Raw genomic sequence first — 12,930 nt, forward strand, 5'->3', positions numbered from 1 at the left:
TTGAGCTGCATTGCGATCATTCCGGCCCGCGGGGGCAGCAAGCGAATCCCGCGCAAGAACCTCAAACCGTTCGACGGCGTGCCGATGATCGTCCGTTCGATTCGCTCGGCGCTGGAGTCGAATCTGTTCGACCAGGTGATCGTCAGCACCGACGATGAAGAGATCGCCGAGGTCGCGCGGGCCAATGGGGCTCAGGTGCCGTTCATGCGGCCCGCGGCGCTTGCCGACGATTTCACCGGGACCGCAGCGGTGATCGTGCATGCCTTGAATCAGTTGCCGCCGTTCGACTATGCCTGCTGCGTCTACGCGACGGCGCCGTTGTTGCAGGCGCGTTATCTGCGTCAGGGGCATGAGTTGTTGGTGCAGCACCCGGACAAGTCTTTCGCGTTTTCAGTCGCCGGTTTTGGCTTCCCGGTACAACGGGCCTTGACCCTCGACGAGCAGGGCGCCTTGACCTCGCTCTACCCGGAATTTCGCGAGACCCGTTCCCAGGACTTGCCCGAAGCTTTTCAAGATGCCGGCCAGTTCTACTGGGGGCGTAGCGAGGCCTGGTTGCGCGGCGATGTGCTGTTCTCGCCGGCGAGCCTGCCGGTGATCCTGCCGCGGCATCTGGTGCAGGACATCGACACGCTCGAGGACTGGACGCGTGTCGAATACCTTTATGCCGCGTTGAAGGCCGGTGGTGAGCTGCAATGAGAGTGCTGATCCGCGCTGATGCATCGCCGACCATTGGCAGTGGCCATATCGCCCGCTGCCTGACCCTGGCCAGGGTATTGCGCAAGCAGGGCGCGCACGTTGCTTTCGCGTGTCGTGTGTTGCCGGGGCATCGGCTGGACAGTCTGCAGGCCGAGGATTTCGAGACTTTCGCGCTCCCGGAGCGCTATCCCGATGAAGACCCGGAGCAGGCCATCGAGTCGATGCTGCCGTGGCAAGCGGACATCGCTGCGCTGGGGCAAGCACTGGAAAGTCATCCGGCTTTCGACTGGATCATCGTCGATCACTATGGCCTCGATCATCACTGGCAGACCGCTGCGCGTCGCTGGGCTGCGCGAATCGCGGCGGTGGACGATTTGGCCACTCGGCAATACAGCGTCGATCTGCTGCTCAATCAAAATCTGTCGGGCGTGCCGCAGGCTTACGTTTCACTGCTGACGCCCGATTGCCAGACCCTGCTCGGCCCACGATTTGCCCTGCTGCGCGATGAGTTCTGCTGCCCGGCGATCGAGATCAAACCTCGGGCCAGGCGAGTGCTGGTGAATTTCGGCGGTTTCGACGCGGCCATGCAGACCCATCACGCGATGTTGGCGCTGGCGGACTTTCATGAGTTGGAAGTCGATTTCGTGGCGGGTGCCGACAATCCGGCCTTGGAGCAGATGCAGGGTCTGGTGGACTACCGCCCGAACTGGCGCCTGCACAGTTTTGTCAGCGACTTCTACCGGCTGATGACCGAGGTCGATCTGTTCATTGGTGCCGGTGGCGGTACCAGTTGGGAGCGGGCGGCCATGGGGCTGCCGACGATCTGCATTGCGGTTTCGAATAATCAGCAGGCCAACGGCGAGGTAATGGCGACCTCGGGTGCTCATGTGTTCCTGGGCAACCGCGAGCAGGTCAGCGTCGAGCAGTTGCGCCAGGCCATCGGTTTTGTCGTGGGCAATCAGGGGATTCGTCAGAGTCTGGCCGAACGTTCGCGGCAGTTGGTCGATGGCCGTGGGGCGCTGCGGGTGGCGGCGGCGCTCGCTGGTGCAGTGCTGCAAGTTCGCCAGGCCTCTCAGGACGATGCGCAACTGTTGTTCGACGGGCGCAATGCCGAGGCGGTTCGGCGTTGGTCGCTGGACACGCACGTTATCGACTGGCAACGGCATCAGGCCTGGGTGGCCGCGAGCCTGAGCAATCCGCGGCGGCTGCTGTTGATCGCCGAGGCGGATGACGGCCCGGTCGGTGTGCTGCGTTATGACCTCGACGAGGCTCGGGCCGAAGTCTCGATTTATCTATTCGAAGGCCGATTTGGCCTGGGCTGGGGCAGGGCGCTGCTGGCGCGGGGCGAAGCCTTCGTCACCGCTCATTGGCCGCGACTGGAAGCCATCACCGCTCAGGTGCTGCCGGCCAACCAAGCGTCGCTGAAAGTTTTCCGCGAGGCAGGTTTCACTCAGAGTGCTTGTGCGTTCACACGCGTTTTAAAGGATCACCCATGACCAGTTTCAAGATCGGCAATCGCTCGATCGGTGCCGATGCGCCGCCGTTCATCATTGCCGAGATGAGTGGCAACCATAACCAGTCGCTGGACGTGGCGCTGCACATCGTCGAAGCCGCGGCCAAGGCCGGTGCGCATGCCTTGAAGCTGCAAACCTATACCGCCGACACCATGACCCTGGACCTGTCCGAAGGCGAGTTCTTCATCAAGGACCCCAACAGCCTGTGGGCCGGTTCTTCGCTGTATGCGCTGTACGAGAAGGCTCATACACCGTGGGAATGGCACGCGCCGATTTTCGCCCGGGCCAAAGAACTGGGCATGTTGGCGTTCTCCACACCGTTCGATGACACCGCGGTGGACTTCCTCGAAAGCCTGGACGTGCCGGCCTACAAGATCGCCAGTTTCGAGAACACCGATCTGCCGTTGATCCGGCGAGTCGCTGCCACCGGCAAGCCGCTGATCATCTCCACCGGCATGGCCAGCATCGCCGAGCTCGACGAAACCGTGCGTGCCGCCCGTGAGGCCGGTTGCAAGGATCTGGTGTTGCTGAAATGCACCAGCACTTACCCGGCGACGCCAGCCAACAGTAATGTGCGCACAATCCCTCATCTGCGTGAGTTGTTTGGCTGTGAAGTCGGTTTGTCCGATCATTCGATGGGCGTTGGAGTATCCGTCGCCGCGGTGGCGTTGGGGGCGACGGTGGTGGAAAAACATTTCACCCTCGACCGTGCCGCGGGTGGGGTGGACGCCAGTTTCTCCCTGGAACCGGCCGAACTCGCCAGCCTGGTGATCGAAACGGAACGCGCCTGGCAGGCCATGGGCCAGGTGCATTACGGCGTGACCGACGCCGAGCGTAAGTCTCTGGTGTACCGCCGGTCGTTATATGTCACCCAGGACATGGCCGCCGGTGAACCCTTTAGCACCGCCAATCTGCGGGCCATCCGTCCTGGCCTGGGGCTCGCCCCCAAACACGCTGAAACCCTTCTGGGCCGCCGCACCCGACAGGCCATCAAGCGCGGAACACCGCTGGATTGGTCGCTGGTCGAATAGCCGCTTGTGGGGCTGATTCGGCAAAATAGCGTGACCTGCGAGTCATAACGCGCATCTTCACTGTATTGTATAAAAAGGGGAGATGGCGCCTGGACTGTGTTTAGCCCAGTGATGGCCTTTTATTCTTCCCGCTGTCACCCCCTTGAGGGCGACGTTATTCGTTGTTTGTCGGCGCCCCTCGAATCCTTGCGAGCGGTGGTATTGGGCTGTTTATTATTGGGAAGCCGTAATGATTGGCATAAAGAGCATTGCGAGCTACGTTCCTGTAGCCGGCGTGGACAATTACGCACAAGGTGCAAAATTCGAAAAGGATGAAGAATTCATCCTGGGCAAGATCGGTTCGGCTTTCCTGCCGCGTAAAGATGCCGGGCAAGAAACTTCGGATCTGTGTGTCGAAGCAGTCAACGCGCTGTTCGCCAACAATCCCGAATTGAAGCGTGAAGCCATTGATGTGCTGATCGTCGTCACCCAGAACGGTGACGAAGAAGGCCTGCCGCACACCGCCGCGATTGTTCAGGACAAACTGGGCCTGCCGACGACCGTGGCCGCGTTCGATATCTCCCTGGGCTGCTCCGGCTACGTCTACGGCATCTACGCCATCAAGGGTTTCATGGAAGCCGCGGGCCTGAAGAATGGCTTGCTGGTGACCGCCGATCCGTACTCCAAGATCGTCGACCCGGAAGACCGCAACACCACCATGCTTTTCGGCGATGCCGCCACAGCCACCTGGATGGGCGAAGATGCGCCATGGCAGTTGGGCAAAGCCAAGTTCGGTACCGACGGTTCCGGCGCGCCACACCTGAAGGTTTCCGACGGGGTGTTCTTCATGAATGGCCGTCAGGTGTTCAACTTCGCGCTGCTGAAAGTCCCGGCGCATTTGCATGAGCTGCTCGCAGACTCGAGCCTGACGGCTGACGATATCGACGCCTTCTGCATTCACCAGGGCAGCGCAGCGATTGTCGACGCCGTGGCGCGGCGCTTCGAGGGCGAGCCCGAGAAGTTCATCAAGGACATGGTCGAGACCGGCAATACCGTGTCGTCGAGCATTCCATTGCTGCTGGAAAAACACGTGCTGGACTCGAAGTGGAAGCGCGTGGCGCTGAGTGGTTTCGGGGTAGGGTTGTCCTGGGGCTCGGCGATCATTTATCGCCCCTGAATCTCGGCTCTTTTAGTCGAAAGCCAGGCACAAAAAAAGCGTTCAAGGTGTAACCTTGAGCGCTATTTTTTTGCCCGAATGAAAAGCGAGGCTTCATGAGCGAGTTCTTTGAGCGCAACGCCGAGGTCATACAGCGCCGCTGGCCGTTGCTGTCGGCGCGCTTGCCGGTTGAAGAAGCGGGTCTTTTGCAGGCCGATCTGGTCGAGGGCCTTGGTTCGACGTTGAGCATCAATGGCATCCAGCTGACCAGTCGCCATGACCGCACCCGTGAAGCGAAACTTCAGGCCGACAGTCTGCCCATCGACAGTCCGGTGGCGCATGTCTACGGCACCGGTCTTGGCGATCTGCAGATGGAGTTGCTGCAGTGCGACGGGCTTGAACGTTTGTATGTGCACATTCTCAACGGCGCGGTATTTGCGCTGGTGCTGCAACTGCTCGATCAGCAGCAGTGGCTCAACGATCCGCGAGTCGAGCTGCTGTATGCCGGTGATCTGGAAGAAATACAGCTGCCGTTCTTCGCGTTGCCGTCAGAGCTGGTGCTGGCCGATGACTTCAATGCCAAGATTCGCGATCGTCTGATCAGCGAAACCCACCTGACTTTCAATAACCGTGAATTCGACCCTCAGGCCCCGGACATCGTCGAGCGTTTGCAGGCGAGTCTGGAGCTGGTGCAAGCCGATCGCGATGTAGCGCAGTTGTTCGATTCGCACAAAGGGCAGGAGGTATTCGTCATTGCCACGGGGCCGAGTCTTGAGCAGCACTTCGAGGCCTTGAACGCGATTCGCAATCAGGTCGAGCGACCGCTGTTTATCTGCGTCGATACGGCCTACCGACCGTTGCTCGATCACGGCATTCGCCCCGACATCGTGGTCAGCATCGACCAGCGCATCTCGGCCCGGCACCTGCCACCTGAAGGCACGGCCGACATCATCCTGGCGTACATGCCCATGGTCGATCCCCGGGTGCTTGAAGACTGGCAGGGGCCGCGTTATACCGCTTACTCCGCCAGCCCGATCTACCAACAGCTGCGTCGACAATTGCCCAAGGGCGAGCTGTACGTCGGCGGCAGCGTGATTCATCCGGCGGTGGACCTGGCGGTGAAGATGGGCGCGGCGCAGATCACCCTGTTCGGTGCCGACTTCGCCTTCCCCAACGACAAGACCCATGCCGGCTGGAACGATGGCGACCTGGGGCCACAACTGGGAGCCGCCAAACACTGGGTGCTCGATGGTCACAGGCAGCGCATTAAGACCCAGCTCAATTTCCGCAGTTATCTGTGTGAACTGGAGCGTTTTATCGCCGGGCATCCTCAGGTGCGCTTCTATAACAGCAGTCGGGCAGGGGCGATGATCGCCGGTACGGTTTTTCATCCGGAGTTGGCGTCATGAGCGGGCTTGAATCCTTTGTCATCGACTCACAGCAATGTGCCGCCTTGTTCCGTTTGGGGCGAGATGTAGAAGCGGGGCTGGCGATGATCGAGTTGATCGGTGCCGTACAACCGTCCTTCGATCAGCTGCCGCAGGCTATTCAGCAGCAATGGCTGCTGTTGCTCGGCCAGATGCTGGAGTGCCAGGAGGCGCAGAACTGGCTGGCGCTGGCGGACTATCTGGAATACGAATTGGTCCAGTTGCTGCGCGACAGTCTGTCCATTTAAACAATTTCTCTTCTGCCGGTGCAGGCGAATTCTCGCCAACCCCGTCACCGGCATTTCCCTGACGTCATTTTTTTCGCTGCTCTCACGTTGCCAAACCCTTGAATTGCGGGGGATGGCAACGTGATGGCAATTTTTTTTGAAAATCTCCTCAAGCAAGTTGCAAACCCGACGATAACTATTACGAAGGTTCTCTAGGCCATACCCGGCGGTTGCCAGGGCCGGAAGCCGCAGTACCCAACCAACGAGGAATTCGTCATGGCTTTAACAGTAAACACTAACGTTACATCGTTGAACGTACAGAAAAACCTGAACAAGGCTTCTGATGCTCTGTCGACTTCGATGACTCGCCTGTCTTCCGGCCTGAAAATCAACAGCGCCAAAGACGACGCCGCCGGCCTGCAGATCGCTACCCGTATGACTTCGCAGATCCGTGGTCAGACCATGGCGATCAAAAACGCCAACGACGGTATCTCGATCGCTCAGACCGCTGAAGGCGCGATGCAGGAACAGACCAACATTCTGCAGCGTATGCGTGAACTGGCTGTTCAAGCACGAAACGACTCCAACGGTACTGCTGACCGTGTCGCTCTGAACAAAGAATTCGCTTCGATGTCGGACGAGCTGACTCGTATCGCGCAATCGACCAACCTGAACGGCAAGAACCTGATCGACGGCACTGCCGGCACCATGACTTTCCAGGTCGGTTCCAACACTGGCGCGACCAACCAGATCACCATCTCTCTGGCTGCCGGCACCGACGCCGTAACACTGGCCGTTGATAGTGACGCTATTGCCATCACCGGTACCGATGGCGCCACCGCAGAAGCCAGCACCGCTGCTGCGTTGGATGCGATCGATGCTGCTCTGTCGACCATCAACTCCACTCGTGCCGACCTCGGTGCTGCACAAAACCGTCTGACCAGCACCATCTCCAACTTGCAGAACATCAACGAAAACGCTGCTGCTGCACTGGGTCGCGTACAAGATACCGACTTCGCTTCTGAAACTGCACAGCTGACCAAGCAACAAACTCTGCAACAAGCGTCCACCGCAGTTCTGGCCCAAGCCAACCAACTGCCATCCGCTGTACTGAAACTGCTTCAGTAATAGCTGATGAGTTTTGGCGGGGGAGTGCGCTTGTCGCGCTCTCTCGCTTTTTACTTTAAGAGGTGATGGACATGGATATGAGCGTCAAGCTGAACTTGTCTTATCCTGCGGCCAAGCAGGCGACGACTGTTGCCGATCAGTCTGCAGAAAAGCCTCTAGCGGAAACTGCGCCAGTGGTTGCCGTCAAGGAAGAAGGTAAAAGCGACAAGACCGAGCAGGAAAAACTGAAAGTGGCTGTTCAGGAAATCGAAAAGTTCGTTCAGTCGGTCAAGCGTAACCTGGAGTTCTCGATTGATGAGCCTTCAGGAAAAGTAGTGGTCAAAGTGATTGCCAGTGACTCCGGTGAGGTGATTCGTCAAATCCCCAACGAGGAAGTCCTCAAACTGGCCAATAGTTTAAATGATGCAAGCAGCCTGTTGTTCAGCGCTAAAGTCTGACAGCTGGCACGAATTTTGTTGTTATGTTCTTTTGGGCGTTGTAGTGGTCAAAAGGCCGGCGACACACTGAAGGGAGTTCCACATGGCAAGTATAATCCTACCGGGCACCGGCTTAGGTTCTGGTCTTGATACCACTGCTATCGTCAAAGCCTTGGTCGAGGCTGACAAAGCCGCCAAGCAAGGCCAGATCGACCGTGCGACCACGAAGAACACGGCGGGCATCTCCGGCATCGGCACCATGAAATCGGTACTGGCGGCTTTTCAGACTGCGATGGATGGCTTGGGCAGTACGACCAGCCCACAGTTCACTGGGTTTGCCGCTACGTCCTCCGCCACAGGCGTTCTGACCGCCACATCCAGTAACACGGCTGTCGCCGGTAACTACGTTGTCGACGTCACAAAACTGGCCACCTCCTCGAAAGTGGCCTCTGCTGCGTTTGCCGGTGGCACAACCAGCGCGATCCCGGCAGGCACGCTGACCATCACCCAAAATGGCAAGAGTTACCCGGTCACTGTGGATGCGGGTGCCACGCTGCAATCGGTGCGGGACTCGATCAACAGCCAATACCAGTCCAGCGGCCTGAGCGCCAACATCGTGACCGACAGTTTCGGCTCGCGTCTGGTGCTGGGTTCCACCACCACGGGAGCGGGTTCCGACATCTCTGCCAGTGGTATCGCCGGTCTGGAAATCGATGGGTCCGTAGCAATGGACGCCACGCCGACCGCCACCTCTTCGGGTGCCATCGGCGGTCTGGCCCAGGATGCGGTGTTCACTGTCGATGGTTTGGCGATGACTAGCAAGACCAACACCCTCGACAGTACGATCTCCGGGCTGAGCTTGAGCTTGCTCACCACCGGCAAGTCGACCGTGACCGTAGCATCCAACAACGATGGTCTGAAGGCGTCGATCCAGAAATTCGTCGATGCCTACAATGCTGTTGCCAAGGCTGTCACCTCGCTGACCAAGCCTACGGCTGATGCTGACGGCAATCTTACTGTGGCGGCGGCGCTGACCGGCGACGCCCTGCCACGTTCGGTGCTGGCGGCCATACGGGGTCCGTTGTCTGAGGTCGGTGCTGGCGACAAGCTCACCGTGCTCTCTCAGTTGGGTATCACCACGGATCAGACGACAGGCACTTTGAATTTCGATAGCACGAAGTTCACGGCGGCCATGAATGACAAGAACCTGGGCGGTGAGGTTCAGACGCTGTTTACCGGCGACAACGGTTTGCTTGAGCGCATGGATAATGCGATCAAGCCTTATACCGAAGGTACCGGGACCGGTGCTGCTGCCGTTGAGGCTATCCTCACGACGCGCTCCAAAAACCTCAGCCTCACAGCGAAAAAACTGTCGGATGACCAGGCTGCGCTTGATCGCCGGATCGAAACCCTGACCGCTGTACTGACCAAAAAGTACAACGCCATGGATGCCTTGGTGGGTCAGTTGAAGGCGACTGCCAGCAACATCACGTCCATGTTCGAGTCCATTACCGCGCAGCAAAACAACTCATAGGTCATAGCCCAGAGTGCCAAAAGCCCGGCAGCGTTTTCACGCTCCGGGCTTTTTCGTTTTTGAATCTAAAGTTTTTTGACGCGTCGTCGATACACTGGTTATACGAACCACAGATTTCTGATGAGGTACAACATGAATCCAATGTTAGCCCTTCGCCAATACCAGAAGATTGGCGCTCAGGCGCAAACTTCCGAAGCCAGTCCCCATCGTCTGGTGCAGATGCTGATGGAAGGCGGCCTGGATCGTATCGCCCAGGCCAAAGGCGCAATGGAGCGTAAGGATATACCGAACAAAGGGGTTCTGATCGGCAAGGCCATTGGCATCATTGGTGGTCTGCGTGAAGGTCTGGACCTGGAAAACCAGGCCGAATCTGTAGGCGAGCTGGATAATCTCTATACCTACATGATGAAGCGTCTGGCTGAAGCCAACGTCAGGACCGATCCAAAGATTCTCGACGAAGTCGCCGACCTGCTTCGCACCGTCAAAGACGGTTGGGATGCTATTGCCGCGCCGGGTCCGCAGTTTTAAGGAGTTCACCATGAGTCTTGTCTTGCAGCGAATCGAACAAACCCGGGATGCCCTGGTCGGTGCATTGGCCGAGCGCAACTGGGAAGCCATTGGTGAATTGGACCTGGCTTGCCGTTCCTGCATGGAAGACGTCTTGAGTGAAGCTTCGGTGGACGAGGCCGCGTTGCGCGACAACCTTGAGGAGTTGCTGGGGGTGTATAAACAGCTTCTGGAGGCGGCGACGGGTGAGCGGCAAGCGATAGTCGACGAGATGACGCAGATCCACCAAGCACAGAGCGCGGCAAAGGTTTACCATCTGTTTGGTTAATTAATCCTCAGTTAATCCAAACATAGTGCGCCATAAATTTGACTGTGCACGGTTTTTTGACTTAACTAGTGGCTGGTTCCAGATTTCAGGCGTCTACAGGCACGACGTGTCTGCAAACGTCTAACTTGCCCCTTATTTTGGGCATTGAGTTGACTAGGGAAGTTGCTATTGCATGTGGCGTGAAACCAAAATTCTGCTGATTGATGACGATAGCGTCCGCCGCCGCGATTTGGCGGTGATTTTAAATTTTCTCGGCGAAGAAAATTTACCCTGTGGCAGCCATGATTGGCAGCAGGCTGTCGGCTCTTTGTCATCAAGTCGCGAAGTAATCTGTGTCCTCATCGGGACGGTAAATGCTCCTGGTGCACTTTTGGGCCTGTTAAAGACACTCTCTACCTGGGATGAGTTCCTTCCCGTTTTGTTAATGGGCGATAATTCTTCCATTGACTTGCCGGAAGACCAGCGTCGTCGAGTGCTTTCGACTCTCGAAATGCCACCCAGCTACAGCAAATTGCTCGACTCGTTGCACCGTGCCCAGGTCTATCGCGAGATGTATGACCAGGCCCGCGAGCGCGGTCGTCACCGTGAACCCAATCTTTTCCGTAGCCTTGTCGGCACCAGCCGGGCGATTCAACACGTCCGTCAGATGATGCAGCAAGTCGCCGATACCGACGCCAGCGTGCTGATCCTCGGCGAGTCCGGGACCGGCAAGGAAGTGGTCGCGCGTAACCTGCACTACCACTCCAAGCGCCGTGAAGCGCCGTTCGTTCCGGTCAACTGCGGGGCAATTCCCGCCGAGTTGCTGGAAAGCGAATTGTTCGGCCACGAGAAAGGCGCCTTCACCGGCGCGATCACTAGCCGTGCCGGGCGATTCGAGCTGGCCAACGGCGGTACCTTGTTCCTCGACGAAATCGGCGACATGCCGCTGCCGATGCAGGTCAAGCTACTGCGTGTCTTGCAGGAGCGCACCTTCGAGCGCGTGGGTAGCAACAAGACCCAAAGCGTCGATGTGCGGATCATTGCAGCGACCCACAAGAATCTCGAAAGCATGATCGAGATCGGCACCTTCCGCGAAGACCTCTACTATCGCTTGAACGTGTTCCCGATCGAGATGGCGCCATTGCGCGAACGTGTCGAAGACATTCCGCTGCTGATGAACGAGTTGATCTCGCGCATGGAGCACGAGAAGCGTGGTTCGATCCGTTTCAACTCGGCGGCGATCATGTCGCTGTGCCGTCATGGCTGGCCGGGTAACGTTCGCGAGCTCGCCAACCTGGTGGAGCGTATGGCGATCATGCATCCGTACGGGGTGATCGGCGTGGTCGAGTTGCCGAAGAAATTCCGCTACGTCGATGACGAAGACGAGCAACTGGTCGACAGCCTGCGCAGCGATCTTGAAGAGCGGGTGGCCATCAACGGTCATACCCCGGACTTCACCGCCAGTGCCCTGTTGCCGCCGGAAGGCCTGGACCTGAAGGACTATCTCGGTGGTCTGGAACAAGGGCTGATTCAGCAGGCGCTGGATGATGCCAATGGCATCGTGGCGCGGGCGGCCGAACGGCTGCGTATTCGTCGTACCACGCTGGTGGAGAAGATGCGCAAGTACGGCATGAGTCGTCGCGAGGGTGATGAACAGGCGGATGATTGACGCCTGTTTTTCAACTCCTTCATTTATAGGCGGTTTTTTTTAGGCACGGGTATTGCTACATCCCTCGCAACGTTCCGTTTAACTGACGGTCAACCACGCGAGAGAGCACGATGCCCCAAGCCGCCCAGATGTCTCCTGTCCCTGATGCTTTGGGGCAACCGTCGTCCGTAGAGCAGGCAAGCCGGCTTGGCCTTGAGCAGGCGTTTGCACTGTTCAACCAGATGTCGAGCCAACTGACCGATTCCTACAGCATGCTCGAAGCCCGGGTCACCGAGCTCAAGGGCGAGCTGGCGGTGGTCAGTGCTCAGCGCATGCAGGAGCTGGCGGAAAAAGAACGCCTGGCTAATCGCCTGCAAAATCTCCTGGATCTGTTACCTGGCGGCGTCATCGTTATCGACGCCCAAGGCATCGTGCGCGAAGCCAATCCCGCCGCGAGTGAACTGCTCGGCCTGCCCCTCGAAGGCGAGCTGTGGCGTCATGTGATTGCTCGATGCTTTGCCCCGCGTGAAGACGACGGTCATGAAATCTCTCTCAAGGACGGTCGGCGTCTATCGATCGCCACGCGCTCACTGGATGCCGAACCCGGTCAATTGGTGCTGCTCAACGACCTGACTGAAACCCGTCATCTGCAAGATCAACTGGCTCGTCATGAGCGCCTGTCGTCTCTCGGCCGTATGGTCGCTTCGTTGGCTCATCAGATTCGTACGCCATTGTCCGCTGCGTTGCTCTACGCCAGTCATTTGACTGAGCAGGAGTTGCCGGTCGCCACGCAACAGCGTTTTGCCGGCCGCCTGAAAGAGCGTTTGCATGAACTGGAACACCAGGTTCGCGACATGCTGGTGTTCGCTCGCGGCGAGCTGCCGTTGACTGACCGCGTGAGCCCCAAGATGCTGATGCAGTCGCTGCAAGCGGCCGCACTGACTCAGGTTCAGGACCTGCCGATTCGCTGGCAGTGCGACAGTCATGCCGGTGAGTTGTTGTGCAATCGCGACACGCTGGTCGGGGCGATCCTCAATCTGATCGAGAACGCCATTCAGGCGAGTGCCGGCGATGTCCGCTTGAAAGTTCACCTGTATACCCGTGGCAACGACCTGCGCTTGTGTGTCAGTGACAGCGGCAGTGGCATCGACACGAAGGTACTGGCGCGTTTGGGCGAGCCATTTTTCACCACCAAAACTACCGGCACCGGTCTGGGCCTGACTGTGGTCAAGGCGGTGGCCCGTGCTCATCAGGGAGAATTGCAGTTGCGCTCGCGGCCGGGTCGCGGCACTTGCGCGCAGGTGATCTTGCCGCTTTTTTCCGGTGAGCAACCCAGCGCTCCGGGAGTGAAGTGAAGGAC

The 12,930-nt window shown here is 58.4% G+C and carries 13 protein-coding genes; all 13 read left to right on the top strand.

Going from position 1 to position 12,930, the window contains the following annotated elements; genetic code table 11:
* The 13 genes from pseF (at position 1) to IC37_RS21420 (ending at position 12,925) form a co-directional block, all read left to right on the top strand.
* Positions 1-696 carry a pseudaminic acid cytidylyltransferase gene (pseF, locus tag IC37_RS21360; protein ID WP_030130524.1) on the top strand — a complete coding sequence of 232 codons (696 nt, stop codon included), beginning with the start codon at positions 1-3 and terminating at the stop codon, positions 694-696.
* Complete coding sequence (gene pseG, locus IC37_RS21365) at positions 693-2,192, top strand: UDP-2,4-diacetamido-2,4,6-trideoxy-beta-L-altropyranose hydrolase (protein WP_030130525.1); 1,500 nt, start codon at positions 693-695, stop codon at positions 2,190-2,192. Before pseF ends, pseG begins: the two co-directional genes overlap by 4 nt.
* Positions 2,189-3,241, top strand: a complete 1,053-nt coding sequence (gene pseI, locus IC37_RS21370; RefSeq protein WP_030130526.1) for a pseudaminic acid synthase — start codon at positions 2,189-2,191, stop codon at positions 3,239-3,241. The genes pseG and pseI overlap by 4 nt, the downstream gene beginning before the upstream one ends.
* Before the next feature lie 229 nt (positions 3,242-3,470).
* On the top strand, positions 3,471-4,397 hold the full coding sequence (locus IC37_RS21375; RefSeq protein ID WP_030130527.1) for a ketoacyl-ACP synthase III: 927 nt from the start codon (positions 3,471-3,473) through the stop codon (positions 4,395-4,397).
* A gap of 95 nt (positions 4,398-4,492) precedes the next feature.
* Positions 4,493-5,785, top strand: coding sequence for a motility associated factor glycosyltransferase family protein (locus tag IC37_RS21380; RefSeq protein ID WP_030130528.1), 1,293 nt, complete (start codon positions 4,493-4,495; stop codon positions 5,783-5,785).
* Positions 5,782-6,051: a hypothetical protein gene (locus tag IC37_RS21385; protein WP_030130529.1), complete on the top strand. Its 270-nt coding sequence runs from the start codon at positions 5,782-5,784 to the stop codon at positions 6,049-6,051. The genes IC37_RS21380 and IC37_RS21385 overlap by 4 nt, the downstream gene beginning before the upstream one ends.
* Positions 6,052-6,306: 255 nt before the next feature.
* Complete coding sequence (locus IC37_RS21390; protein WP_030130530.1) at positions 6,307-7,158, top strand: flagellin domain-containing protein; 852 nt, start codon at positions 6,307-6,309, stop codon at positions 7,156-7,158.
* A 71-nt stretch (positions 7,159-7,229) separates the two neighbouring features.
* Positions 7,230-7,595 carry a flagellar protein FlaG gene (locus IC37_RS21395; RefSeq protein ID WP_030130531.1) on the top strand — a complete coding sequence of 122 codons (366 nt, stop codon included), beginning with the start codon at positions 7,230-7,232 and terminating at the stop codon, positions 7,593-7,595.
* A gap of 82 nt (positions 7,596-7,677) precedes the next feature.
* Positions 7,678-9,108 carry a flagellar filament capping protein FliD gene (gene fliD, locus IC37_RS21400; protein ID WP_030130532.1) on the top strand — a complete coding sequence of 477 codons (1,431 nt, stop codon included), beginning with the start codon at positions 7,678-7,680 and terminating at the stop codon, positions 9,106-9,108.
* A gap of 132 nt (positions 9,109-9,240) precedes the next feature.
* Entirely contained in the window at positions 9,241-9,636 is a 396-nt protein-coding gene (gene fliS, locus IC37_RS21405; protein ID WP_030130533.1) for a flagellar export chaperone FliS, read from the top strand.
* 10 nt (positions 9,637-9,646) lie between these two features.
* On the top strand, positions 9,647-9,943 hold the full coding sequence (locus IC37_RS21410) for a hypothetical protein (RefSeq protein WP_030130534.1): 297 nt from the start codon (positions 9,647-9,649) through the stop codon (positions 9,941-9,943).
* 172 nt (positions 9,944-10,115) lie between these two features.
* The gene (locus IC37_RS21415; protein WP_030130535.1) at positions 10,116-11,591 is read left to right on the top strand and encodes a sigma-54 dependent transcriptional regulator; all 1,476 of its coding nucleotides are present in this window, start codon (positions 10,116-10,118) and stop codon (positions 11,589-11,591) included.
* A 128-nt stretch (positions 11,592-11,719) separates the two neighbouring features.
* Positions 11,720-12,925: a PAS domain-containing sensor histidine kinase gene (locus IC37_RS21420; protein ID WP_177409422.1), complete on the top strand. Its 1,206-nt coding sequence runs from the start codon at positions 11,720-11,722 to the stop codon at positions 12,923-12,925.
* Positions 12,926-12,930: the final 5 nt, after the last annotated feature.

It is taken from the genome of Pseudomonas sp. QTF5, assembly GCF_000512695.2.
Lineage (GTDB): Bacteria > Pseudomonadota > Gammaproteobacteria > Pseudomonadales > Pseudomonadaceae > Aquipseudomonas.

Bases quoted from the DNA above. Each gene is read 5' to 3' on its own strand.
- pseG (WP_030130525.1), top strand. From the start codon at position 693: ATGAGAGTGCTGATCCGCGCTGATGCATCGCCGACCATTGGCAGTGGC.
- pseI (WP_030130526.1), top strand. From the start codon at position 2,189: ATGACCAGTTTCAAGATCGGCAATCGCTCGATCGGTGCCGATGCGCCG.
- IC37_RS21375 (WP_030130527.1), top strand. From the start codon at position 3,471: ATGATTGGCATAAAGAGCATTGCGAGCTACGTTCCTGTAGCCGGCGTG.
- IC37_RS21380 (WP_030130528.1), top strand. From the start codon at position 4,493: ATGAGCGAGTTCTTTGAGCGCAACGCCGAGGTCATACAGCGCCGCTGG.
- IC37_RS21385 (WP_030130529.1), top strand. From the start codon at position 5,782: ATGAGCGGGCTTGAATCCTTTGTCATCGACTCACAGCAATGTGCCGCC.
- IC37_RS21390 (WP_030130530.1), top strand. From the start codon at position 6,307: ATGGCTTTAACAGTAAACACTAACGTTACATCGTTGAACGTACAGAAA.
- IC37_RS21395 (WP_030130531.1), top strand. From the start codon at position 7,230: ATGGATATGAGCGTCAAGCTGAACTTGTCTTATCCTGCGGCCAAGCAG.
- fliD (WP_030130532.1), top strand. From the start codon at position 7,678: ATGGCAAGTATAATCCTACCGGGCACCGGCTTAGGTTCTGGTCTTGAT.
- fliS (WP_030130533.1), top strand. From the start codon at position 9,241: ATGAATCCAATGTTAGCCCTTCGCCAATACCAGAAGATTGGCGCTCAG.
- IC37_RS21410 (WP_030130534.1), top strand. From the start codon at position 9,647: ATGAGTCTTGTCTTGCAGCGAATCGAACAAACCCGGGATGCCCTGGTC.
- IC37_RS21415 (WP_030130535.1), top strand. From the start codon at position 10,116: ATGTGGCGTGAAACCAAAATTCTGCTGATTGATGACGATAGCGTCCGC.
- IC37_RS21420 (WP_177409422.1), top strand. From the start codon at position 11,720: ATGTCTCCTGTCCCTGATGCTTTGGGGCAACCGTCGTCCGTAGAGCAG.